Annotated in this window: 19 protein-coding genes; 16 read left to right on the top strand and 3 right to left on the bottom strand. The window is 58.5% G+C overall.

Annotated features, from left to right (window positions below; genetic code table 11):
• Positions 1–16: 16 nt before the first annotated feature.
• Genes OA238_RS19720 through OA238_RS19745 form a run of 7 tightly spaced genes read left to right on the top strand, consistent with a single transcriptional unit; the run spans position 17 to position 7,441 of the window.
• Positions 17–943: a phosphate acyltransferase gene (locus OA238_RS19720; RefSeq protein WP_015496553.1), complete on the top strand. Its 927-nt coding sequence runs from the start codon at positions 17–19 to the stop codon at positions 941–943.
• A complete protein-coding gene (locus OA238_RS19725) occupies positions 943–2,004 on the top strand; it encodes an acetate/propionate family kinase (protein ID WP_015496554.1) in 1,062 nt (353 codons plus the stop codon). Before OA238_RS19720 ends, OA238_RS19725 begins: the two co-directional genes overlap by 1 nt.
• A complete protein-coding gene (locus OA238_RS19730; RefSeq protein WP_015496555.1) occupies positions 2,004–2,765 on the top strand; it encodes a TSUP family transporter in 762 nt (253 codons plus the stop codon). Before OA238_RS19725 ends, OA238_RS19730 begins: the two co-directional genes overlap by 1 nt.
• Before the next feature lie 17 nt (positions 2,766–2,782).
• On the top strand, positions 2,783–5,629 hold the full coding sequence (locus OA238_RS19735; RefSeq protein WP_015496556.1) for a molybdopterin oxidoreductase family protein: 2,847 nt from the start codon (positions 2,783–2,785) through the stop codon (positions 5,627–5,629).
• Positions 5,626–5,766 (top strand): hypothetical protein, encoded by a 141-nt coding sequence (locus OA238_RS32995; protein WP_187293079.1) that lies wholly within the window; start codon positions 5,626–5,628, stop codon positions 5,764–5,766. Before OA238_RS19735 ends, OA238_RS32995 begins: the two co-directional genes overlap by 4 nt.
• A complete protein-coding gene (locus tag OA238_RS19740) occupies positions 5,763–6,569 on the top strand; it encodes a 4Fe-4S dicluster domain-containing protein (protein ID WP_015496557.1) in 807 nt (268 codons plus the stop codon). The genes OA238_RS32995 and OA238_RS19740 overlap by 4 nt, the downstream gene beginning before the upstream one ends.
• On the top strand, positions 6,569–7,441 hold the full coding sequence (locus OA238_RS19745; RefSeq protein ID WP_015496558.1) for a dimethyl sulfoxide reductase anchor subunit family protein: 873 nt from the start codon (positions 6,569–6,571) through the stop codon (positions 7,439–7,441). The genes OA238_RS19740 and OA238_RS19745 overlap by 1 nt, the downstream gene beginning before the upstream one ends.
• 107 nt (positions 7,442–7,548) lie before the next feature.
• Here the strand turns inward: OA238_RS19745 and OA238_RS19750 are convergent, their stop codons facing one another.
• Positions 7,549–8,610 carry an ABC transporter ATP-binding protein gene (locus tag OA238_RS19750; protein WP_015496559.1) on the bottom strand — a complete coding sequence of 354 codons (1,062 nt, stop codon included), beginning with the start codon at positions 8,608–8,610 and terminating at the stop codon, positions 7,549–7,551.
• Between the two features lie 15 nt (positions 8,611–8,625).
• A complete protein-coding gene (locus OA238_RS19755) occupies positions 8,626–9,414 on the bottom strand; it encodes an IclR family transcriptional regulator (protein WP_015496560.1) in 789 nt (262 codons plus the stop codon).
• A 134-nt stretch (positions 9,415–9,548) separates the two neighbouring features.
• Here OA238_RS19755 and OA238_RS19760 point away from each other — a divergent pair, with 134 nt between their 5' ends.
• From OA238_RS19760 to OA238_RS19800, 9 genes are all read left to right on the top strand, one after another.
• On the top strand, positions 9,549–10,808 hold the full coding sequence (locus OA238_RS19760) for an ABC transporter substrate-binding protein (RefSeq protein ID WP_015496561.1): 1,260 nt from the start codon (positions 9,549–9,551) through the stop codon (positions 10,806–10,808).
• Between the two features lie 106 nt (positions 10,809–10,914).
• Entirely contained in the window at positions 10,915–11,832 is a 918-nt protein-coding gene (locus OA238_RS19765) for a carbohydrate ABC transporter permease (protein ID WP_015496562.1), read from the top strand.
• Positions 11,832–12,680 carry a carbohydrate ABC transporter permease gene (locus OA238_RS19770; protein ID WP_015496563.1) on the top strand — a complete coding sequence of 283 codons (849 nt, stop codon included), beginning with the start codon at positions 11,832–11,834 and terminating at the stop codon, positions 12,678–12,680. Before OA238_RS19765 ends, OA238_RS19770 begins: the two co-directional genes overlap by 1 nt.
• Positions 12,680–14,758, top strand: coding sequence for an alpha-galactosidase (locus tag OA238_RS19775; protein WP_015496564.1), 2,079 nt, complete (start codon positions 12,680–12,682; stop codon positions 14,756–14,758). Before OA238_RS19770 ends, OA238_RS19775 begins: the two co-directional genes overlap by 1 nt.
• Positions 14,755–15,654: a 2-dehydro-3-deoxygalactonokinase gene (locus tag OA238_RS19780; protein ID WP_015496565.1), complete on the top strand. Its 900-nt coding sequence runs from the start codon at positions 14,755–14,757 to the stop codon at positions 15,652–15,654. The genes OA238_RS19775 and OA238_RS19780 overlap by 4 nt, the downstream gene beginning before the upstream one ends.
• On the top strand, positions 15,651–16,259 hold the full coding sequence (locus OA238_RS19785) for a 2-dehydro-3-deoxy-6-phosphogalactonate aldolase (RefSeq protein WP_015496566.1): 609 nt from the start codon (positions 15,651–15,653) through the stop codon (positions 16,257–16,259). Before OA238_RS19780 ends, OA238_RS19785 begins: the two co-directional genes overlap by 4 nt.
• Complete coding sequence (locus OA238_RS19790) at positions 16,256–17,080, top strand: SMP-30/gluconolactonase/LRE family protein (RefSeq protein WP_015496567.1); 825 nt, start codon at positions 16,256–16,258, stop codon at positions 17,078–17,080. Before OA238_RS19785 ends, OA238_RS19790 begins: the two co-directional genes overlap by 4 nt.
• A 40-nt stretch (positions 17,081–17,120) precedes the next feature.
• The gene (locus tag OA238_RS19795) at positions 17,121–19,013 is read left to right on the top strand and encodes a beta-galactosidase (protein ID WP_015496568.1); all 1,893 of its coding nucleotides are present in this window, start codon (positions 17,121–17,123) and stop codon (positions 19,011–19,013) included.
• Positions 19,010–19,954 carry an aldose epimerase family protein gene (locus OA238_RS19800; RefSeq protein ID WP_015496569.1) on the top strand — a complete coding sequence of 315 codons (945 nt, stop codon included), beginning with the start codon at positions 19,010–19,012 and terminating at the stop codon, positions 19,952–19,954. The genes OA238_RS19795 and OA238_RS19800 overlap by 4 nt, the downstream gene beginning before the upstream one ends.
• On the opposite strand, the gene OA238_RS19805 is transcribed toward OA238_RS19800, so the two are convergent.
• On the bottom strand, positions 19,951–23,526 hold the full coding sequence (locus OA238_RS19805; protein ID WP_015496570.1) for a hydantoinase B/oxoprolinase family protein: 3,576 nt from the start codon (positions 23,524–23,526) through the stop codon (positions 19,951–19,953). The genes OA238_RS19800 and OA238_RS19805 overlap by 4 nt on opposite strands.
• Positions 23,527–23,614 lie beyond the last annotated feature (88 nt).

Consider the following 23,614-nt stretch of genomic DNA (forward strand, 5'->3'; position numbering starts at 1 on the left):
GAAAGGCCTCGTTTCAATGTCATCCTTCCTGTCTGACGCCGTGGCCGACGCCCCCGCACTTCTCATCCGTCAAGCGCAGGACGCGCCCACCCCGCGTGTGGCGATTGCCCGCGCCGGCGCGCCATTGCCGATGCTCGCCGCGATGGAAGCCACGCAGGCCAACATGATGGTGCCGCTGTTCACCGGCGAACGCGATATGATCCAAGCCGAAGCTGACAAGCTGGGTTGGGACATTTCCCCATACGAGATCATCAACACGACCGGCGAAATCGAAGCAGGCAACGCCGCCGCTATGGCCTGCGGAGAGGGGCGCGCTGACGTCTTGATGAAAGGCCAGTTGCACACCGACGTATTCATGCGCGCCGCCGTATCGCGCGATGCCGGCCTACGTACCGGCAAACGCTTCGTGCATATTTTCCATATCACCACACCGGATGGGTCGGGGTCGATCACAATCAGCGACGCGGCGGTCAACGTGCACCCCAACATCGACACCCGCAAAGACGCAACGCGCGAAGTCGTCGATCTATTGCACAAAATTGGCAACCCGCGCCCCAAGGTCGCATTCTTGTCTGCCACGGAATCCCCGATTGAGGCTGTCCCGTCATCAACGGAAGGCCGAGAGCTGCGTGACTGGGCGATTGAAAACATCCGCGACGCCGATTTTTCCGGCCCGCTGGCGTTCGATCTGATCATGTCACCCAAAGCCGTGCAGGACAAAAAGCTGACAGGCGACCCGGTCGCGGGCCAAGCCGACGCTATCATCGTGCCCGATATCGTTTCGGGCAACGCGCTGTTTAAATCCTTCGTCTATCTGTCGGGCGGCTGCGCAGGCGGCATCGTCATGGGCGCCAAGGTTCCAATTCTGCTGACATCGCGCGCGGACCCCGCAGCGGCACGTCTGTCGTCCATCGCGCTTGGCGCAATCGTGGCGGCTGGCTGATGATCCTTGTCGTCAACGCAGGCTCTAGCTCAATCAAGGTGGCGCTGTTTCAGCCCGATCTGACCGAAGTCATGGCTGGTCAGGTCAGCGGGATCGGCGGTCCACTTGCCCACATCACGCTTGGTACACACGACAAAGACATCGCCGCACCCGATCACGATGCAGCGCTGAGCGCGATCCTTGGGTCACTCAGCGCGCAGGGCATCACCGCCGACACCCTCACAGCCGCTGCGCACCGCGTTGTTCATGGCGGCACATCGCTGGTGCAGCCGTGTCGCATCACCGATGATGTGATTGCGGGCATCGAGGCGGCGACGCCATTGGCGCCACTGCACAACCCCAACAACCTCGCGGGCATTCGTGCGCTGCAGAAACTGGCCCCTGACCTGCCGCAATACGCGAGCTTCGGAACCGCGTTTCACGCGACAAATCCACCTGTCGCCACAGCCTATGCGATCCCGAAAAAAGACCGCGACATGGGCATCCGACGCTACGGCTTCCACGGATTGTCGTATGCGTGGATCGTCACCCAATTTGAGGATCGCTTGCCTGATCGCCTTTTGGCGTTCCACCTCGGGTCCGGCGCGTCGCTTTGTGCGATCCACAAAGGAAAATCCGTCGCAACGTCGATGGGCTATTCGCCGCTGGACGGGCTGACGATGGGCACGCGGTCCGGTGCGATTGATGGCATGGCGGTGTTACGCATGGCTGAGATTCACGGCGCGGCTGAGGCATCGCGGCTCCTAAACAAGGACTCTGGCCTCAAGGGTCTTGGCGGTGCCACCGATATGCGCCTTCTGCTCGCCGCTGATACCGATCAAGCCAACTTTGCTGTCGATCATTTCTGCTACTGGGCCGCGCGGCATGCGGGCAGCGCCGTCGTTGCCATGGGCGGCCTTGACGCTGTCGCATTTACAGGTGGCATCGGTCAGAATTCCGCCGACATCCGCAACCGAATCATGGCGCACCTCGCGTTTCTTGGTGACGTACCTGTGCATGTGATCAACGCCGACGAAGAACGCCAGATCGCGCTGGACGCCACATCGATTGCGTCCGCATAGTGGATTGGATCCTGCAAGCCACCGCGCTGACGCAAAGCGAATTCCTGATCCTGATCGGGCTGGCAATCCTTGCGGGGATCGTGCGTGGATTTTCGGGCTTTGCATTGTCGGCCATGGTTATGGCGACGGCCGTGATTATCCTGCCGCCAATCGAGCTGCTCCCGATGCTGTGGTGGCTGGAAATGTCCGCTTCGATCCTAATGCTCAAGAACGGTTGGGACGGCGCGGATAAAACCATGACCTACGCGCTTGTTATCGGTGCCACTATCGGCTGGCCCATCGGGTTGGCGCTGACTATCGCCATATCTGTCGCAGCGTCGAAAACCATCGCCCTCGCGGTGATCGGGCTTCTTGCGATCACGCTGCTCGCCAAAATCCGCATGCCGTTTCTGGCCACGAAACCCGGTCTTTACGGGTCCGGCGTCCTGTCCGGCATGGTGTCCGGTGTGGCGGGGGTCGGTGGCATGGTCGTTGCAGTTTACGTCTTGGCAGCTGACGCGCCCGCCAAAGTCATGCGCGCGTCGCTGGTGCTTTATCTGTTCCTAAGCGCTGGCATATCTATGGTCGTGCTCACGGTCTTTGGCGTTATGGACATGTCCGGCATTGCGCGCGGCCTTTTCTTCGCGATTCCAACGATGTTCGGTGTCTTCCTTGGACAACAGCTGTTTACCGAACGATTAGCACCGTATTATCGCCCATTTTGCCTTATCCTTTTGATCGGCCTTGCTATGCTAGGCTTGATCCGCACCCAATTCGCCTGAACTGAAAGGTCACCCAGATGCCCAAAGATCAACCGATCCTCGACACATCGCCCAAGGTCTCAGACGAGGTCCGCAAGACGACCTGTTACATGTGCGCCTGCCGCTGCGGCATCGATGTGCATATGAAAGCCCAACCTGATGGACAAATGAAAGTTGCCTATATTGAGGGCAACAAGGACCACCCCGTAAACCAAGGCGTTTTGTGCGCCAAAGGGTCTGCGGGCATCATGCAGGTCAACGCACCGTCGCGCCTGAAGGCCCCGCTGAAACGCGTCGGCCCGCGCGGATCGGGTGAGTTTGAGGAAATTTCGTGGGAAGAAGCGCTGACAATTGCCACCGACTGGCTAAAACCGATCCGCGAAGAAGCCCCCGAAAAGCTGGCGTTCTTTACAGGGCGCGACCAGTCGCAGTCGTTCACATCGCTTTGGGCGCAAGGGTTTGGCACGCCAAATTACGCAGCCCACGGGGGGTTTTGTTCGGTGAACATGGCCGCCGCTGGAATCTACACCATGGGCGGGGCGTTCTGGGAATTTGGCCAGCCTGATTGGGAGCACACCAAAATGTTCGTGCTGTTCGGCGTCGCTGAAGATCACGACAGCAACCCGATCAAAATGGGCATTGGCAAAATCAAAGGCCGTGGCGCGCGCATGGTCGGCGTCAATCCGATCCGCACGGGCTACAATGCTGTGGCCGATGACTGGTTCGGCATCACACCGGGCACGGACGGTCTGCTGATCATGGCGTTGATCCATGAATTGTTCAAAGCAGGTAAGCTCGATCTCGACTACCTCGCGCGGTTCACCAATGCGTCCTGCATCGTCAATGAGGACCCCAAAAGCGATCAGAACGGCCTGTTGTTGCGCGACAGTGACGGCCAGCCGCAAGTGATAGACAAAAACACGGGCCATCTGGCGCCGTGGAATGGTCAAGGTGTCGAGCCCGACCTTGCCAGCACACACCGCGCCGCTGGCGTCACGCACCGCCCTGTGTTCCATCTAATGGCGGATCGTTTTCTTGATCCGAAACACGCCCCTGAAATGGTTGCGGACGCAACGGGCATTTCGGCGGAGCGGATCAAACGCCTAGCGGCGGATATGGCGCATGTAGCGTTTGACGAAGCCATTGAACTTGATCGCCCGTGGACTGATTTCCGCGGCAAAAAGCACGCCAAAATGATCGGCCGCCCCGTGTCTATGCACGCCATGCGCGGTATTTCTGCCCATTCCAACGGGTTCCAGACCTGTCGCGCGCTGCATATGTTACAGATCGTGCTTGGTGCTGTGGAAACCCCTGGCGGCATGCGTTTCAAACCGCCCTACCCCAAGCCCGCGACAGCGCACCCCAAACCACACGGCAAAGTCACCCCCGGTCAGGCGCTTAACGGTCCGCACCTCGGGTTTGTGCACAGTCCAGAAGACCTGATGCTGAATGAGGACGGGTCTGCCATTCGCATCGACAAAGCGTTTACATGGGACAACCCGCTGTCGTCGCACGGCATGATGCACATGGTGATATCCAACGCCCACGCAGGCGATCCGTACAAGATCGATACGCTATTTATGTATATGGCGAATATGTCGTGGAATTCGTCGATGAACACGACCGGCGTGATGGAAATGTTGACCGACAAAGATGAAGAGACCGGCGAATACGTCATTCCGCGCATCATCTATTCGGACGCCTATTCCTCGGAAATGGTCGCCTACGCCGACCTGATCCTGCCCGACACCACATACCTTGAACGCCACGATTGTATCTCGCTTTTGGACCGGCCGATATCGGAAGCCGACGGCGTTGCAGACGCAATCCGCTGGCCGGTCATTGAACCGGACCGCAACGTACGCGGGTTCCAATCGGTGCTGTGCGAACTTGGTGCACGCCTCGACTTGCCGGGTTTCGTGAACGAAGACGGATCGCAGAAATACGAAGACTACGCCGACTACATCACCAACCACATCCGCCGCCCCGGAATTGGCCCGCTTGCAGGCTTTCGCATGGGCGAAAATGGATTGACCGAAGGACGCGGCGCCCCCAACGAAGGCCAGATTGACAGCTACATCAAAAACGGCGGCTTCTGGGTGTCCCACGTCCCCGAAGAGGCGTCGTATTACAAACCCTTCAACATGGCCTACCAAGCATGGGCGGTGAAAATGGGCTTTTATGACAGCGAACAGCCCTACATTTTCACGCCCTACGTTGAACCACTGCGCCGCATGCAGTTGGCGGCAGAGGGGCATGGCCGTGTGCAGCCGCCAGACCATCTGCGCGAACAGGTCAAACGCACCATGGACCCGCTGCCGATGTGGTACGCGCCACTGTCCGATGATTTGATCGACACGAGCGAATTCAACGTCCACGCGCTGACCCAGCGCCCAATGGCGATGTATCATTCATGGGGCACGCAAAACGCATGGCTGCGCCAAATTCACGGGCTGAACCCGCTGTATGTGCCGACCAAGATTTGGGAGCAGCACAGCTTTGCAGACGGTGATTGGGCAAAAGTCACATCCCCGTCGGGCGTCATCACGGTGCCCGTCGCACACATGGCCGCATTAAACGAAAACACAGTCTGGACGTGGAACGCGATCGGCAAACGCAAAGGCGCGTGGGCTTTGGATGAAAAGGCCCCCGAGGCAACGGAAGGCTTCCTTCTCAACCACCTGATCCACGAACTTCTGCCTGAAAAAGCTGACGGAATGCGCTGGTCCAACTCCGATCCGATCACAGGACAAGCTGCATGGTTCGACCTGCGGGTTAAGATCGAAAAAACAACTACCCCTGCGGAATCCCAGCCGGTCACACTCGCGCAAAAGTCCCCCGTTGGAAAGGGGCCGAAATCCCAAGCATGGAAGGTGGGCAAATGAAGCGAACACTCATCCTCATCTTTGCCGCCCTCGCGCTTATGATTGGCAGCTTCGTCTGGTTCGTCGCGACATGGGACGCGGCAGCCGAAGACCCCATCAGCATGACCCAACCCATCCACATAGGGGCCACCACATGACAACTTTACCGACCTCAACCGCCAAAAAACTTGGCCTCGTGATTGACCTTGATACCTGCGTCGGCTGCCATGCTTGCGTGATCTCATGCAAAGGCTGGAACACGGAAAACTACGGCGCACCGCTGAGCGATCAGGACCCTTATGGCGAAAATCCAACGGGGACATTCCTCAACCGTGTGCACAGCTATGAAATCCAGCCCCCCGATCTTGGCCAAGGCGCCGCGCCTGCGCAACTGGTCCATTTCCCCAAATCCTGTCTGCACTGCGAAGACGCGCCTTGCGTAACCGTCTGCCCGACCGGTGCCAGCTATAAACGTGTCGAAGACGGCATCGTTTTGGTCAATGAACAAGACTGCATCGGCTGCGGATTATGTGCGTGGGCCTGTCCCTACGGTGCGCGCGAAATGGACGCCGAAGCGAAGGTCATGAAGAAATGCACCCTTTGCGTTGACCGTATTTACAACGAAAACTTGCCCGAACGTGACCGCGAACCGGCCTGCGTGCGCACCTGCCCATCTAACGCACGCCACTTCGGGGACTTCGCGGACCCGGACTCAAACGTGTCCAAACTGACCGCAGAACGCGGCGGCATGGACCTAATGCCCGAAATGGGCACCAAGCCCGTCAACAAATACTTGCCACCGCGCGTCAAAGACCGTGACCGCAGCCAAGACGTCGATATCCTCGCACCGTTCCTTGAACCTATCGCGACAGAAACGACGGGCTTCCTTGGCTGGCTCGACAAGGCACTGGAATCGATGCCCGGGTCTTCAAAGGGCAACACGAAGGGAGGGTCAAACTAATGCATCCCGCACCATCCGTCATTCTGTTCTCGACCCTCTCCGGCCTTGGCTTTGGTCTGCTGGCGTTCCTCGGCCTTGGCATGCCCGCCCCCACGGGCTGGGTCGCGTTCGTGTTTTTCGCCATCGCCTATCTGCTGGCCGTCGGCGGGCTGATCGCATCGACTTTCCACCTCGGCCATCCCGAACGCGCGCTTAAGGCGTTCAGCCAGTGGCGGTCCAGCTGGCTGTCACGCGAAGGCATTTGTGCCGTTTCCGCCCTTATTATTATGGCGATCTATGGTGCAGGCCTTGTGTTTTTTGGCACCCGTTGGGACGTCTTAGGCGTCATTGGCGCGGCTCTGTCTATCGGCACGGTGTTCACGACCGCAATGATCTACACACAAATGAAGACAGTGCCGCGCTGGCATAATTTCACCACGCCAGCGATGTTCCTGACAATCTGTATTGCTGGGGGTGCACTGTTGGCCGGGCAAATACCCCTTGCGATGCCGCTGCTGGTCCTCGCGGGGGCGGCGCAAATCGCGCACTGGGTGCTGGGTGACACGGCGCTGGCAAGGTCTGGGACGACCATCGCGACGGCAACGGGTCTGGGAGCACGCGGCGAGGTTCGGGCGTTCGAACCGCCCCATACAGGGACGAACTATCTTCTAAAGGAATTCGTCTACGTGATCGGCCGCAAACACGCGCTCAAACTGCGCATTATCGCGATTGTTCTGATGGTCGCGCTGCCGCTTGTGCTGCTGCTGCTCAGCCACTCCCACATTCTTGCGGGCTTGGCCGTCATAAGCCACCTAATCGGTGTCTCTGCCGCACGTTGGCTGTTCTTTGCAGAAGCCGAACACGTCGTTGGGCTTTATTACGGCAAACGCTAACGAAAAGGGCGCGCCAAGCAGCGCGCCCTTAATACTAATTTAACAAACCTTTCCAATACCTTACCTTATCCGCGGATAAGGGCGCGATGGATAAGGCTTGGTTTGGCCTACGTGCGGATGCGCAGTTCGGTCTCTGCGTCAAACAGAAAGACGCGTTTGTTCTCAAAGCTCAGCCCGACCATTTGGCCCTCAGACACCCGCTCATCACCGCGCTCTTCGATGACGAGCCGCTCTCCGGTTTCAGCGACGAGGTAGGCATAACTCACCCCGCCGAGGCTTTCGGTCAGATCAACCCGCATCGCATCGCCCGTTGGATCAATCATAAGGTGTTCAGGACGCAAACCAACGCTGACAGATTTCCCTTTGTAGGCTGGCGCAATCGTGGCCGGCACAGTCATCTTCAAGGCTGCGACCTCAACCGCGTTGTCACCCACAACACCATTCATGAAATTCATCGCAGGGCTGCCAATGAAACCAGCGACGAATTTGTTGTCGGGGTCGCGGTACAGATCCATCGGCGCACCGACCTGTTCAATAATGCCCTTGCGCAACACGACGATCTTGTCGGCCAGCGTCATCGCTTCGACCTGATCGTGGGTCACATAGATCATCGTCGCACCGATTTCTTTGTGCAGACGCGCGATTTCCACCCGCATTTCAACGCGCAATTCAGCATCAAGATTTGACAGTGGTTCGTCGAACAAGAACACTTCGGGGCCGCGGACAATCGCACGGCCAATCGAAACACGCTGGCGCTGACCACCCGATAGAGCCGCAGGTTTGCGCGACAGATAGTCTTCGAGTTTGAGGATCCGTGTCGCTTCCGCGACCTTCTCCTCAATCTCTTTTTTGGGGTGGCGGTTCATCTTCAGACCGAACCCCATGTTTTCTTTAACGGTCATATGCGGGTAAAGCGCGTAGGTCTGGAACACCATTGCCACGCCACGCTCGGACGGGTCCATGCGGGTCACGTCACGCTCCCCGATGCTCATGGTTCCGCCTGTCGTTTCTTCCAGACCCGCAACCATCCGCAGCAGCGTAGACTTGCCGCAACCTGACGGGCCGACAAAGACGCAGAACTCACCGTCTTCGATTTCAAGGTTGATCCCGTGGATCACTTGAACGTCGCCGTATTTCTTGATCACGTTATTCAGCGTTACACCAGACATGATGTTGGTTCCTTCCTAGGATGATCTGGCTGGGATCGGAAAGTGCCATGAGCTGGCGTCTTTCGCGATGGCCTCAGCCGTCGTGCGGATGCGTTGAACGAGGCTTTCGAGCCCCGCAAGGTTGGTGCGGGTTGTGGTGCTGGTCACCGAAATGGCCCCCAAAGCACGGTTCGTTTCGGTCAGGATCGGCAGCGCGATGCAAATGATCCCGGGTTCATGTTCTTCGCGATCAAACCCGTAGCCATTGGCGCGGATGTCGGTGAGTTCGGCGCGCAGGCTTTCGACGGTTGTGTGGGTGGTGTCGGTGAAGCGGTGAAAGCTTTGCTGGCCCAGCGCGTCAACCAAATCCGCCTCGGGCAGATACGCCATCATCACCTTGCCCACGCCCGTGCAATAGGCCGGCCCGACCTTACCGGATTGGCTATACATCTGCACCGGATCGGCGGCGTTGCGTTTGTCGACATAGATCACCTGCGCATGGTCGAGCTGCGCAAGATGAACCGTTTCACCGACATCCGCGCTGAGGCGATCAATATGACCTGCCGCGATTGGCGCCAGCGACGCCGTCTGCCAAGCGGCATGGGCCAAACGGACCAACCGCATCCCCGGAGCATAGGTTCCGCGGTCAGGATCAAACGCCAGCATGCCCTGATTGGTCAACGTCTGAACGAATCGGTAGAGCGTCGCCTTGGGAAATCGCGACGCGCCCTGCAGTTCAGAAAAACGGACAGGGCGACCATAAGACGCCACGTTATCCAATACTTCTAACGCTTTACCGACGGTTCCGCCCCCTGATGCAGCCACGATGTCCTCCTTAGATCCCGAAATCCTCAAACCTCAGTATTGACAAGCATGGGCGATTCGAGATTAAATTTCAATATTCAAAACTAAGTTTCAACTAATGGAACTTTTGATGCCGGAATCTAAGGGAGGAAACCATGAATTCCATTATTAAAGCATCCGCTGCGGCGCTTGCTCTGGGTGTCGCATCGACATCCGCCTTCGCCGACGCGCATTCGCTCGCCGGTGAACTTCGTATCGTTTCAGACATGTCTAACCCTGCACCACGCGCAGTGATGGAAGGTCTGGTCGCCGATTTTGGCGCATTGAACCCGGACCTGAACATCGAACTTGAGATCGTTGACCGTGAGGCTTGGAAAACACAGATCCGCAACGCGCTGTCCGCAAATGCACCAGACGTTGTGAACTGGTACGCCGCAACCCGTATGACACCATACGTCGATGCTGGCCTGTTCATGGACATCTCCGATCTGTGGGAAGATCCAGCGATGGACGCACTTGCGTCCACCAAAGGTGCGATGACACTGAACGGCGCCCAGTGGGGCGTGCCTTACACGTACTACCAATGGGGCGTGTACTACCGCAAAGACATCTTTGAGGAGCTGGGTCTAGAAGAACCGGCAACTTGGGATCAGGAACTGGCGAACTGTCAGGTCATCATCGACTCTGGCCGCAAGTGCTACACCATCGGCACCAAGTTCCTTTGGACAGCTGGCGGTTGGTTCGACTACATCAACTCCCGCACCAACGGCTATGAGTTCCACATCCAGCTCGCCAATGGCGAAGTAGAATGGACAGACGAGCGCGTGCGCGACACGTTCGCAAACTGGCGTCAGCTGATCGACATGGGTGCCTTCATCGACGATCACCAGTCCATGAGCTGGCAGGACGCGATTCCTCCCTTCTTGAACGGCGATGCGACAGCCTACCTGATGGGTAACTTTGCGGTTGCGGCGTTCCGCGATGGCGGCCTGACGGACGATCAGCTGGACTTCTACCAGTTCCCGCAGATCAACCCTGACGTTGCACCAGCCGAAGACGCACCTACGGATACGTTCCACATTCCGGCGGCTGCACAGAACGTAGAAGCGGCAAAAGCATTCCTGCTTTATGTCACATCTGCTGATGTTCAGGGCGAGATCAATGGCGGCGACGCCCTCGGTCAGCTTCCAGTGAACGCATCCGCGTCCGTGTCCGATGACAAGTTCATCCAGGAAGGCTTTGAGATGCTGTCCGACAACGCATCTGGCGGCATCATGCAGTTCTTTGACCGCGACTTCCCTGCTGAGATGGCATCTTCCGGCATGGAAGGCCTGCAGGAGTTCATGGTGTTCCCAGACAATCTGGACGACATCCTTGAGCGCCTCGAAGAGACACGCCAGCGCGTCTACCAGTAACCAAAATTTGGGGCAGGCCTTTCGGGACCTGCCCTACTTCCCTCCAACTCATCTGCAAGCCGCCGCTTCGCGCCTTTCACATGTGTTGACCCGTCAGGAGACCATCATGACCACGACCACTGCCCCCACCCGAAGCTGGTACAAGCGCAACGAAATCGCCGTTACCCCGTGGCTTTTCCTGATCCCCGGCATCATCTTTTTCGCGCTCTATGTGATTTTCCCGATCTTCCAGTCGTTCTGGATTTCGTTCCATGAATGGGACGGTCTGGGCGAAAAGACATGGGTCGGGACGGCGAACTACGAACGTCTTCTGGGGGGGGATCGCAAGTTCGGTATCTCTTTCTGGAACAACGTGCGCTGGCTCGCTCTATACCTGCTGGCGATCCCGATGGGGCTGTTCATATCATTGTTCCTGAACCAGAAAGTGTTCGGCATCCGGCTCTATAAGTCGTTGTTTTTCTTTCCGTTCGTGATTTCTCAGGTGGTCGTTGGCCTCGTGTTTTCGTGGTTCTACCTGCCCAACGACGGGCTTTTCGACATCATCGTCGGCACAGTTGGCATCGATGTTTCTGGCGGAATCTTAGGTAATCCCAACACCGCGACCTACGGCATTATCACGGCGGGGCTGTGGCCGCAGACGGCCTATTGCATGATCCTGTATCTGACCGGTCTGAACGCTGTTGATCCCGAACAGGTCGAGGCAGCGCGTCTGGATGGTGCCAAGGGTGCGCGGATGTTGTGGTATGTCATCCTGCCGCAACTGAAACCGGCCACTTTCATTGCCTTCGTGGTGACGATCATCGGCGCTCTGCGCTCGTTTGACTTCATCGCTGTGATGACCAACGGCGGCCCCTTCGGGTCCACCCGCGTGCTGAGTTTTTATATGTTCGAGGAGTCGCTCTCCGAGTTCGGATTCCGCATGGGCTACGGTGCAGCGATTGCTGTGGTGCTGTTCTTCCTGATGCTGATCTTCATCACCTACTTCCTGTGGTCCATGTACCAAGACGAAAAAGGGGCGCGCTGATGTTTCCGACACCAATAGAAAAACGCTCCCGCCAATGGCAGCTGGGCTATCAGGCCTTGTTGCCCGTCGTACTGGTCATCTGGCTGCTGCCGCTGATCGCCGTTGCGATCTTTTCGATCAAACCGGAGGCGGATTTCGTCAACGGCAACTACTGGGGCATGCCCAGTTCGTTCGAGATGTTCACCAACTACGGCAAGGTTTTCTTCGAAAGTGACATGCCGCGCTATTTACTGAATTCGGTATTCATCACAGTGCCGACAGTTATCGGCGCGGTCATCCTGTCGTCGATGACAGGCTTTGCGTTGGGCGTTTACAGGTTTCGCGGCAACTTGCTGATCTTTTTCATGTTCATTGCGGGCAATTTTGTGCCGTTCCAGATCCTGATGGTCCCTGTGCGCGACCTAACGCTGAACCTCGGCCTTTATGATACGAAAATGGGTCTGATCCTGTTTCACGTGGCGTTCCAGACCGGGTTCTGCACGCTGTTCATGCGCAATTTCATTCGCCAATTGCCGTTTGCATTGATCGAAGCGGCCCGCGTTGAAGGTGTGTCCGAATGGCGCATTTTCGTCTATGTTGTGCTGCCCCTGATGAAACCAGCACTCGCCGCCCTGTCCGTGCTGATCTTTACCTTCATCTGGAACGATTATTTCTGGGCGATCGTGCTGACCCAAGGGCCCGACAGCCAGCCAGTCACCGCAGGTATCACCAGCTTCAACAGCCAATTCCGTTCGGCTTATCACCTGATGTCCGCAGGCAGCATTGTCGCCGCCCTCCCCCCCGTCGCGATGTTTTTCCTGATGCAGAAGCACTTCATCGCGGGCCTTACCCTCGGAGCCGTCAAGTAATGAAAACATGGCGATTGGATGATGGCCGTCAGACACTGGTTCTGGCTGCAACGCGCGAGCGTTTGCCAGAAGTGGTCTATTGGGGCGCAATGCTGCCCAAGGACGAAGACCTGTCCGCGGTGCACGCGGCCAATGCCATTGATGTTACAGGTGGCATGTTGGATGAAAATCCGGACCTGTCGCTGTGTCCTGAGGCATCGCGCACCTTCCCCGGTCAACCCGGCCTGATCGTGCGCCGTAAAGACGGCACGCCGTTGCTACCAAAATTCCATTTCGCATCGGCCGAGAACGAAAAAGGCCTGATCCTGAAATACCGCGACTCCGACAACGGTTTGACCCTGATGTTTGAATTTGAAACCGATCCAGACACCTACATCATTCGCGCCAAGACAACCCTTCAGGCCGATGCGCCCGTGCATCTGCACTGGCTTGCCGCCCCTGTGATGCCTGCACCGCAACTGTCGGATGAAATGATTGATTTTTCAGGCCGCTGGTGTCGTGAATTTGAAACGAACCGCACGCCGTGGTCCCCCGGCATCCGTTATCGTGAAAACCGCACAGGGCGCACCGGACACGAGCATTTCCCCGGTCTAATCGTGCCTTGCGTTGGCGCAACCAATACCCACGGCGAAGCCTACGGGTTTCATTACGGCTGGTCGGGCGGGCACCGCATGGTCGCCGAAGAACTGCCCGATGGCCGCCGCCAAATCCAATGGGGCCACGCGGCCCGCATGGAACCAGAAGCCGCGACGCAATTCAGCACAGCGCCGCTATACATGACCTATTCCGACACCGGCCTGAACGGCTGTGCTGTGTCGTTTCAGCGCCACGTGCGGGACCGCATTGTCACGTGGCCTAAACCCAAGAACCCGCGCCCCGTGCATTACAACTGCTGGGAAGCTGTCTATTTCGATCACAAACTTGACGTGCTGACAGACATCGCCAACCGCGCCGCAGCCCTTGGCGCGGAACGCTTCGTGCTCGACGATGGCTGGTTTGGCAACCGCGACGATGACACCCGCGCGCTGTCTGATTGGGAAGTCGATGTACGCAAATACCCCGACGGTCTGACGCCGCTCATTGATCATGTGCGCGGGCTTGGCATGTCGTTCGGCATCTGGTTTGAACCCGAAATGATCAACCCCGACAGCGACATCCACCGCGCCCACCCCGATTGGGCACTGGGCAGCGAAGACCAGACGCTGGGCCGTCAGCAAAAGGCCCTCAACATGGCCCTGCCAGAGGTGCGCAATTTCATCTACACCCGCATGGCTGCGATCCTTGCAGGCCACGACATCGACTACATCAAGTGGGACCACAACCGCGTGCTGCCGATGCCCGACGCGGCACAAACCCGCGGGTCATACGAGCTGATTGACCGTCTGCGCGACGCATTCCCCGATGTGGATATTGAAAGCTGTGCGTCGGGCGGCGGGCGCATTGATTTCGGCATCCTGAAACGCACACAACGCGTCTGGCTGTCAGACAGCAACGACGCGCTCGAACGGCTGCACATCCAACACAACGCAGCCCTGTTCTTGCCCTTGTCGATCACCGGATCGCATGTGGGTCCGCGCCGCTGTCACACCTCCGGCCGTACGCTCGACATTTCGTTTCGCGCCTGGGTCGCAGCACAGCGGCATATGGGGTTCGAAATGGACCCGCGTGAACTGGATGACCATGAAATCGCTGTTTTGACAGAAGTCACCAGCTGGTGGAAACACAACCGCGACTGGATGGAAAACGCCGACATATTGCGCCTCGACAGCCCCGATCCGGCAATTATCGCAGAACAGCAGATGCCACCGAGCGGCGAACGGTTCGTCGTTTTCGCAGGCAAAGCCGCAACATCTACGCAAATCGCCCCGCGTCCGCTGCGCCTGACAAGTCTGGCCCCGACCGCCATGTACGACGTGTCCCTGATCAACCGCACATCGGCCCCGACCCTGTCACGCGGCACGCCCGCGCTGAAAGAAGGCGCCACCAAACTTTCCGGCGCCTACCTGATGCATCACGGTCTCACCTTGCCATGGTCCTTCCCAGAGACCATGTGGGTCTTGGAAGGACATCGCGTATGACACCTGAATGGATTGCAGCAGACTGGGGAACATCCAACGTCCGATTTTGGGCGATCGGGGCGGATGGCACGGTGCTGGGCGAACGCACGTCCGCCGATGGAATGAATTCCCTAGCGTCATCCGAATACGATGCTGTGCTAACTCAATCCTGTGCAGATTGGCTTAAGAAAGCGGCGACAGTCGTGGCCTGCGGCATGGTCGGATCGCGCCAAGGCTGGGTCGAGGCGCCCTATCAAACAACGCCCTGCGCGGTATGCCCGTCAAGAATGGTCACCGCCCCGACACTCCGTTCGGGGCTCACAGTTCATGTCATCCCCGGCATTCGCCAAACCGATCCGGCAGACGTGATGCGCGGCGAAGAAACCCAGATCGCTGGATTTCTGGCGCAAAACCCCGGCTGGGACGGCGTCCTCTGCCTGCCCGGAACCCACACCAAATGGGCCCATATTTCGGCAAACGAAGTCATCAGCTTTCAGACATTCATGACGGGTGAAATGTTTGCTTTGCTGGCGGGCCAATCCGTGTTGCGCCATTCCATCGCCGACAGTGGCTGGGACGACGATGCCTTTGGCGACGCCATGTCACAAACACTGGCGCGCCCAGAAGGACTGGCCGCGCGTTTGTTTTCACTGCGCGCCGCACAATTGGTCCATAATACAGATACAATCACATTACGCGCCCGCCTGTCCGGTCTGCTGATCGGTGCAGAACTTGCCGCTGCCAAACCTTATTGGCTTGGTCGGAACGTTGCGCTCATCGGGGCCGATGCGGTATCTGCGCCTTATATTACCGGCCTCGCATCACTCGGTGTGAACGCCGCGTGCGTGGACGCCAAGGAAATGACACTCGCTGGCATCAAAGCCGCGCACGCCCTGTTGGAGACCATAAATCAATGACCCGCAATATCATCGCCATCCTGCGAGGAATCACCCCGACAGACGCCGTCGCCGCCGCAAAAGTCCTGATTGAGGCAGGCATCACCCGCATCGAAGTGCCGCTGAATTCGCCCGAGCCGTTCGACAGTATCAAAGCGATGTCAGATGCCTATGGCGACATCGCCCTGATCGGCGCAGGCACAGTGTTGTCTGTCGACGACGTGAACCGCGTCGCGCAAGCGGGCGGCAAGCTGGTCGTGTCGCCCAACATGGACCCGCGCGTCATCCATGCCACCAAGGTCGCTGGCCTGCAAAGCTGGCCCGGCGTGATGACCCCAACCGAATGTTTTGCCGCCCTGAAAAATGGTGCTGACGGTCTGAAAATCTTTCCCGGGTCCTTGCTGGGCCCCGACGGGCTGAAAGCGATCCGCGCAGTGCTACCCACAGGCACGCAGGTCTACGCAGTTGGGGGTGCTGGGCCAGAAAACTTTGCCGACTGGTTTGCGGCGTCTGCGGATGGCTTCGGCCTCGGCTCTGCTCTTTATACGCCGGGCATGACCATCCCCGAGATCGCCGCGCGCGCCGCTGACATCGTTGCGGCCTATGACGCAGCACGCCAGCCATGATCTATGATGCCACCCAATGCGCCCTTGGCGAAGGCCCCCTTTGGCACCCCGAACGCGGGGAGCTGTTCTGGTTTGATATTCTGTCAAAGCGCTTGCACATCAAAGACCGCCATTGGCAGTTCGACCGCTATGTCTCAGCTGCTGGCTGGATCGACGACGACAGGTTGTTGGTGGCTGACAGCATCGGGCTGCACATCTTGGATTTGGCGACAGGCACCACCGACCAAGTCGCCCAGATTGAGGCCGACAACCCTCTCACCCGTTCCAACGACGGGCGCGCCGACCCGTGGGGCGGTTTTTGGATCGGCACTATGGGGATCAACGGCGAAGCCAAAGCAGGCGCGATCTATCGCTACTATCGCGGCGAGGTCCGGACACTTTTCACCGACATCACCACCACGAACGCGATCTGCTTTTCCCCCGATGGAACCTGCGCCTATTTCTGCGACACTCGGGTCGGTAAAATCATGCGCCAGAAACTCGCCGAAAAAGACGGCTGGCCACTGGGTGATCCCAACGTCTGGCTCGACTTTGGCGACACGTCATGGGGCCCAGACGGTGCAGTTATTGATGCGGCTGGCAATTTCTGGAATGCCCAATGGGGCGCAAACCGCGTGGCTTGCTATGCCCCCGACTGCACACTGACCCAAACAATTGCATTCCCTGCCGTGCAAACGTCCTGCCCTGCATTTGGTGGGCCGGACTTCAAGACGCTGTTTTGCACCTCCGCCGCCGTTGGGTTGATCGGGGAAGACGACGGCAAAACCTTCGCGACATCTGTCGATGCCATTGGACAAGCCGAACACCAGATAATTCTCTAATTGCGCCTTCATCTTGGCCAATACAACTCAAAGGTGCCCCATGAAACGCACACTCGGCGTCTGCTATTATCCCGAACATTGGCCCGAACATATCTGGGCGGACGACGCGGCGCGCATGGTCGATGCTGGGCTGTCATGGGTCCGCATCGGCGAGTTTGCATGGCAGCGGCTGGAACCCAAACCGGGTGAGATGGACTTCGGCTGGCTTGATCGCGCGATTAATGTCCTTGGCGATGCTGGCCTGAAAATCATCCTCGGCACACCAACCGCAACGCCGCCGCGCTGGATGCTCGACAAACACCCCGACATGCTGGCGATTGACGAACAGGGCCGCCCGCGCGGGTTCGGATCACGGCGGCACTACTGCTTTTCCCATCAGGGATTTCGCGCTGAATCCAGGCGCATCACGCGGCTGTTGGCGCAACGCTACGGATCAAATGAACACATTCAAGCGTGGCAAACGGACAACGAATATGCCTGTCATGACACAACGCGCAGCTATTCTTATGCTGCCACAGAGGGTTTTCAAAACTGGCTGGCCCAGAAATACCAAAGCACGGCTGCGCTAAACCGTGCGTGGGGCAATGTGTTCTGGTCGATGGATTACGACGACTTCGCGGACATTGGCCTGCCCAATTTGACAGTGACAGAACCCAATCATCCGCATGTGCTGGATTTTTACCGCTACTCATCGGATATGGTCGTGCAATTCAACCGCGAACAGGTCGTCGAAATCCGCGCGCAGTCCGTGGCACCAATTATCCACAACTACATGGGACGCGAAACCTCGTTTGATCATTTCAAGGTTGGCGCCGACCTCGATATCGCATCATGGGACAGCTATCCGATCGGGTTTCTATCAGATCGCATCGAAGGCACCCCCGCCCACAAACGCCGCTTCCTGCGCCAAGGCGATCCCGACAATCAGGCGTTCCACCATGACCTTTATCGTGCCGTAGGGCGCGGCAGGTGGTGGATCATGGAACAACAACCCGGCCCGGTAAACTGGGCCCCGTACAACCCTGCACCGCTTCCCGGAATGGCCCGCCTTTGGGCGTGGGAGGCGTTCGCCCACGGCGCTGAAACCGTCTGTTATTTCCGCTGGCGACAGGCCCCGTTCGCGCAAGAACAGATGCATGCAGGGCTGTTGCGGACCGATAGCGCAGACGCGCCAGCCTTGGCCGAAGCGCTGCAAGTCAGTCAAGAAATCAATAATTTACCGGACGTCGGCACCACCCGCGCCGATGTCGCATTGGTCTTCGATTACGAATCCACTTGGGCGTGGGAAGCACAACCGCAAGGCGCGGACTTCGATCAATTCCGCCTCGCGTTTTCGGCCTACCGCGCTTGTCGGCGTGCAGGGTTAAACGTTGATATTGTGCCGCCTGATATTGCCGACCTATCGGCCTACAAATTTACCCTCGCCCCCGGAGTCATGCACCTCAGCGATCCGCTGCGCGCAGCGCTTGCAGACGCCACCGCGCTGATCGGCCCGCGCACGGATACCAAGACGGAACACCTCTCAATCCCGACCCCGTTGGGGCCAAATATCGCCTCGCTTCATGTCTCGGTCGTTCTCACCGAAAGCCTGCCACCGGACGTAGGTGTGCCGCTGGAGAACGGCGGGCAGTTTGTCCATTGGCGTGAAATCCTTGAGGGTGACGCACCCGTGCAATTGCGAACGACAGACGGTCATAGCGCGATTGTTGGCGACAAATTGCGCTACATTGCAGGGTGGCCGGATGATTCGACATGGGACCTGATCCTGCGCGATCTGTGCGTCGAGGTTGGGTTGACACACTATGCCCTTCCAGACGGGTTGCGCCTGCGCGACACGGACACCCACCGCTTTGTGTTCAATTACGCACCAGAACCAATGGACTGGCGTGGAACGGAAATCCCGGCCGCAGGGGTCCATTGGGAAACCCTATGACGCCATTTGGCATCACGTCTGACGGTCGCGACGTTCACGCGCTGACCCTATCGGCGCACGGCCTGAGCGCGACCGTCTTGACCTTTGGCGCGATCCTGCAGGACCTGCGGCTGGACGGTGTCGCGTACAGCCTGACGGTCGGATCGGACCAACTGTCCGACTATGAGGGCGCGCTGAAATACCATGGCGCGATTGTCGGCCCCGTGGCCAACCGCATCTCGAACGCCACGGCGACAATCGACGAAACGACCCACCATTTCGATACTAATTTTATCGACAAACACACGCTGCACGGCGGTACGACCGGAACGCAGACCCGCATTTGGCAGATCGCGCACCATCATCCGAATCGTTTGGATTTAACGCTCGACCTTGCTGATGGCGATGGCGGCTTCCCTGGCAAACGCCATATTACGGCGCGGTTCGACATTGTCGCTGGCCCAGCGTTACGGCTCAGCATCACAATCAAAACCGCCGCGCCCAGTTTCGCCAATCTGACGAACCACAGCTACTGGAACCTCGACGGAACCGACCACATGCGCAACCACCATTTGCGCATCGACGCCGCCACGTACCTGCCGATTGACGATGAAAGCGTTGTGACCGGTGAGATCACGTCCATCAGTGACACGCCCTTCGATTTCACCGCCCCTACCCCGCTCACGCTCGGCCACGCTGCGCTCGACAATACTTTTTGCCTGTCCGATCAGCGCCGAGCATTGACCAAAGTTCTAGAGCTAAAAGGCGCGACCGGTATCGCAATGTCCGTCGCCACAACCGAGGCTGGAATCCACATTTTCGACAACCGCCCGACCTACGCCAGCATCGCAATTGAGGCGCAGGGTTGGCCCGATGCGCCCAACAGGCACGGCTTTCCAAGCATCAAAGTCACACCCAACAGACCAGTCATTCAAGTCACTGAATGGCGATTCACCCGCTAGGCTTTTCCCCAACCGCCGCCGCCTGGCGTTTCAAGGTAGAATGTCCCACCAGCGGGCAGATCAATTTCATCATTGCCCTGCAAATCGTGGCGCGTTCCATCCGGCAATACAGCCCAATTGCGCCCCACAGCGCCTGTATTGCCGCCGTCCACACCAAATGGTGCGACGATGCGGTGCGAACACAGCGTCGTCACGGTCACGGGTTCCAAGAACGTCATGACGCGGCGCGCGCCGTTTCCGCCGGACCACTGTCCAGCCCCACCTGACCCGTCGCGCACCTCAAACCGATCCAGCCGCACTGGAAAGCGCTTTTCGAGAATTTCAGGGTCGGTCATCCGCGTGTTCGTCATGTGGCTTTGGACCGCATCACAGCCGTTGAAACCGGGGCCCGCGCCCGTGCCACCGGCGATGGTTTCATAGTTCTGGAAGCGATCATTGCCCCAGACAAAGTTGTTCATCGTCGCTTGGCTCCCAGCGATGACACCGAGCGCACCGTAGAGCGCATTGCACGCTGCTTGGCTGACTTCGGTGTTGCCCGCGATCACCGCCGCCGGATAGCGTGGGTTCAGCATCGTGCCTTCGGGTGCAATAATGTTGAGCGGCTTAAGGCAGCCTTCGTTGAGCGGGATCGCAGACCCCACAAGTGTGCGGAACACATACAACACAACCGCGCGACATACCGCAAAGGGCGCATTGTAATTGCCAATGTGCTGATCACTTGTCCCGGTAAAATCAACTGTCGCGGTGCGGGTGGATTTATTAACGGATACAGTGACTTGGATTGTCTGACCGATGTCCATCGGGTAGGTGAATTCACCATCGGACAGCCGATCAATCACGCGGCGCACGCTTTCTTCGGCGTTGTCTTGCACGTGGCCCATATAGGCCGTCACCACGTCCGCGCCATAGCGTACACAGATGCGTTTCAGTTCCGCCATTCCCGTCGCGTTGGCTGCGACTTGCGCCTTTAGATCGGCGATATTCTGGTCGATGTTGCGGCAGGGGTAACGCCCCGATGCAAGGGTTGCGCGGGCGTCGTCCTCAAGGAACCGGCCACCCGTCACAAGCTGCACATTGTCGATCAAAACGCCCTCTTCGTCGATGTGCTGGCTGTCGGGCGGCGCCGACCCCGGTGTGCGCCCACCGATGTCCGCGTGGTGCCCGCGCGACCCCAGCCAAAAGCGCGGCGCGCCATCGATAAACACTGGCGTGACGACTGTGACATCGGGCAAATGGGTGCCACCATTATAGGGCGAATTCAGCATGAACGCGTCGCCGTCAGCGACATCCGGCCAGCCGCGCATCACTGTTTTGATACTGTCCGACATCGATCCCAAATGCACTGGAACGTGGGGCGCATTCGCCACCAGATCGCCCGTTGCATCGAAGATCGCACAGGAAAAATCGAACCGTTCTTTGATGTTCACCGATTGGCTGGTGTTGGCCAATGTCGCGCCCATTTGATCGGCCACGGACATAAACAGGTTCGACATTACTTCGAGTAGAACCGGATCGACCTCCGTGCTCGTCAACAGATGTCGCCCCACATTGGTGGACGCGAGGATGAGATTACCCAAGCCGTCTACTTCGGCCATCCATCCCGCTTCGATAACGTTCGTGCCAGTCGGTTCCAGAATGATCGCGGGGCCGTTGACCGTGTCGCCAACGCCCATTTCGGTGCGATCATAAAACGGGCAATTCTTAATCTCGCCGCTGGAATGCATCGGTCCTATCGCCACAGGTTTCGGCGATTGCGCCGGTTTGACGCCCAGATCCGGCAGTTTTGCGCCCTCGCCGATGGCCTCGACGCTCAGCATTTCAAACATGATCGGCGCGTCGGGGCTGATAAAGCCGAACCGCGACATGTGTGCGGCCTCAAACGCCAATTGCATGGCATCTATGCTGTCGAACGCCACTTTCAGGTCCTGCTGCGTGCCGCTGTAGCGCAGATGCGCCCACAGGTCCGTGCGCACGTCTTTGGCCCCTTGGGACACAACAGTATCGCGCGCATCGGTGGCCATGATCGCCAGTTGCGCGGCCGCCTTATCAACGTCCGACAACGGCGCGTCAAATTGCACTTCGCGCATGTCGCGCAGTTCCGCCAAGCCCATACCAAACGCCGACAATACACCGGCGAGGGGATGGATCAGCACCCGTGACATGCCCAGCGCCTGAGCCACCAGACAGGCATGTTGCCCGCCCGCACCGCCAAAACATTGTAGGGTGTAATCGGTCACATCATGGCCGCGTTGAACGCTGATTTTCTTGATCGCATTGGCCATGTTGTCCACGGCGATGGACAGGAAGCCTTCGGCAATGTCTTCAACGGCGCGTGGCGCCTCACCCGTGCTCAGCGCGACCTCAGCCGCGAGGGTCGCAAATTTCGCACGCACAGTGTCCAGATCGAGGGATTGACCGCCGCCGATCCCGAAAACATGGGGGAAATGATCTGGGTTCAGCTTACCCAAAAGCACGTTGCAATCCGTGACCGTCAGCGGCCCGCCACGGCGATAACACGCAGGGCCGGGGTTGGCGCCCGCACTTTCAGGGCCAACCTGAAACCGACCGTCCGCAAAGCGGCAAATTGACCCGCCACCGGCTGCAACCGTGTGAATATCCATCATCGGCGCGCGCATCCGCACCCCCGCGACCTCGGTTTCGAACGAGCGTTCATAATCGCCCGCATAATGGCTGACATCCGTCGATGTGCCGCCCATGTCAAAGCCGATCAACTGATTGTAGCCCGCAGCTTGCGCCGTTTTCACCATGCCGACAATCCCGCCCGCTGGCCCCGATAGAATCGCATCGCGCCCTTGGAATCGCGCCGCATCCGTCAGACCGCCACTGGATTGCATGAAGAACAGCTGTTCACACACACGCCCGACGTCCAAGGCAGTCGCGACGCGGTCGACGTATCGGCGCAAAATCGGCGACAGATAGGCATCCACCACCGTGGTGTCGCCACGCCCGACCAATTTGGCGAGGCGGGAGACCTGATGGCTGGTGCTGATCTGGGTGAACCCGATGTCTGTTGCGATCTTTGCAACCCGAACCTCATGATCCGGGTTCAGATAGGCGTGCAGAAATGCGACTGCAACGGCCCGCAGCCCTGCATCATATCCCGACTGCAATGCAGCCCGCACCGCGTCGACATCCAAAGGAACAAGAACGCTGCCGTCCGCATTCAACCGCTCAGGCACCTCGGCCACGTCGGCATACAATAATTCCGGCCGCACAATTTCCAACGCGAACAGATCCGGTCGCGTTTGGTAGCCGATTTTAAGCAGGTCGCGGAACCCGTCGGTGATCAGCAGTAACACGCCTTCACCCTTTCGTTCCAACAGCGCATTGGTCGCAACAGTTGTGCCCATTTTCACCGCCGCAATAGACCCCGCCGCTGGGTTATCTGTGCCAATCAGATCATGCACACCTTGTACGGCGGCATCTGCGTAGTGTTCGGGGTTCTCGGACAGCAGTTTTTGCGTCACCACAGCACCGTCCGGCGTGCGCGCAACGATGTCAGTAAACGTGCCGCCACGGTCGATCCAGAATTCCCATTGCTTTGCTGACACGACGCGCTCCTGATCCAAGTTGGCGGACTTGAACAAGCTGTGACGCAAAGAACAACCCGCAAAGCACGAGATTGGGTTTGACACCACC

Source organism: Octadecabacter arcticus 238 (assembly GCF_000155735.2).
GTDB lineage: Bacteria > Pseudomonadota > Alphaproteobacteria > Rhodobacterales > Rhodobacteraceae > Octadecabacter > Octadecabacter arcticus.

Excerpts from the sequence above, each read along its gene's own strand:
- OA238_RS19720 (WP_015496553.1), top strand. The coding sequence starts at position 17 with ATGTCATCCTTCCTGTCTGACGCCGTGGCCGACGCCCCCGCACTTCTC.
- OA238_RS19725 (WP_015496554.1), top strand. The coding sequence starts at position 943 with ATGATCCTTGTCGTCAACGCAGGCTCTAGCTCAATCAAGGTGGCGCTG.
- OA238_RS19735 (WP_015496556.1), top strand. The coding sequence starts at position 2,783 with ATGCCCAAAGATCAACCGATCCTCGACACATCGCCCAAGGTCTCAGAC.
- OA238_RS32995 (WP_187293079.1), top strand. The coding sequence starts at position 5,626 with ATGAAGCGAACACTCATCCTCATCTTTGCCGCCCTCGCGCTTATGATT.
- OA238_RS19740 (WP_015496557.1), top strand. The coding sequence starts at position 5,763 with ATGACAACTTTACCGACCTCAACCGCCAAAAAACTTGGCCTCGTGATT.
- OA238_RS19745 (WP_015496558.1), top strand. The coding sequence starts at position 6,569 with ATGCATCCCGCACCATCCGTCATTCTGTTCTCGACCCTCTCCGGCCTT.
- OA238_RS19750 (WP_015496559.1), bottom strand. The coding sequence starts at position 8,610 with ATGTCTGGTGTAACGCTGAATAACGTGATCAAGAAATACGGCGACGTT.
- OA238_RS19760 (WP_015496561.1), top strand. The coding sequence starts at position 9,549 with ATGAATTCCATTATTAAAGCATCCGCTGCGGCGCTTGCTCTGGGTGTC.
- OA238_RS19765 (WP_015496562.1), top strand. The coding sequence starts at position 10,915 with ATGACCACGACCACTGCCCCCACCCGAAGCTGGTACAAGCGCAACGAA.
- OA238_RS19770 (WP_015496563.1), top strand. The coding sequence starts at position 11,832 with ATGTTTCCGACACCAATAGAAAAACGCTCCCGCCAATGGCAGCTGGGC.
- OA238_RS19775 (WP_015496564.1), top strand. The coding sequence starts at position 12,680 with ATGAAAACATGGCGATTGGATGATGGCCGTCAGACACTGGTTCTGGCT.
- OA238_RS19780 (WP_015496565.1), top strand. The coding sequence starts at position 14,755 with ATGACACCTGAATGGATTGCAGCAGACTGGGGAACATCCAACGTCCGA.
- OA238_RS19785 (WP_015496566.1), top strand. The coding sequence starts at position 15,651 with ATGACCCGCAATATCATCGCCATCCTGCGAGGAATCACCCCGACAGAC.
- OA238_RS19790 (WP_015496567.1), top strand. The coding sequence starts at position 16,256 with ATGATCTATGATGCCACCCAATGCGCCCTTGGCGAAGGCCCCCTTTGG.
- OA238_RS19795 (WP_015496568.1), top strand. The coding sequence starts at position 17,121 with ATGAAACGCACACTCGGCGTCTGCTATTATCCCGAACATTGGCCCGAA.
- OA238_RS19800 (WP_015496569.1), top strand. The coding sequence starts at position 19,010 with ATGACGCCATTTGGCATCACGTCTGACGGTCGCGACGTTCACGCGCTG.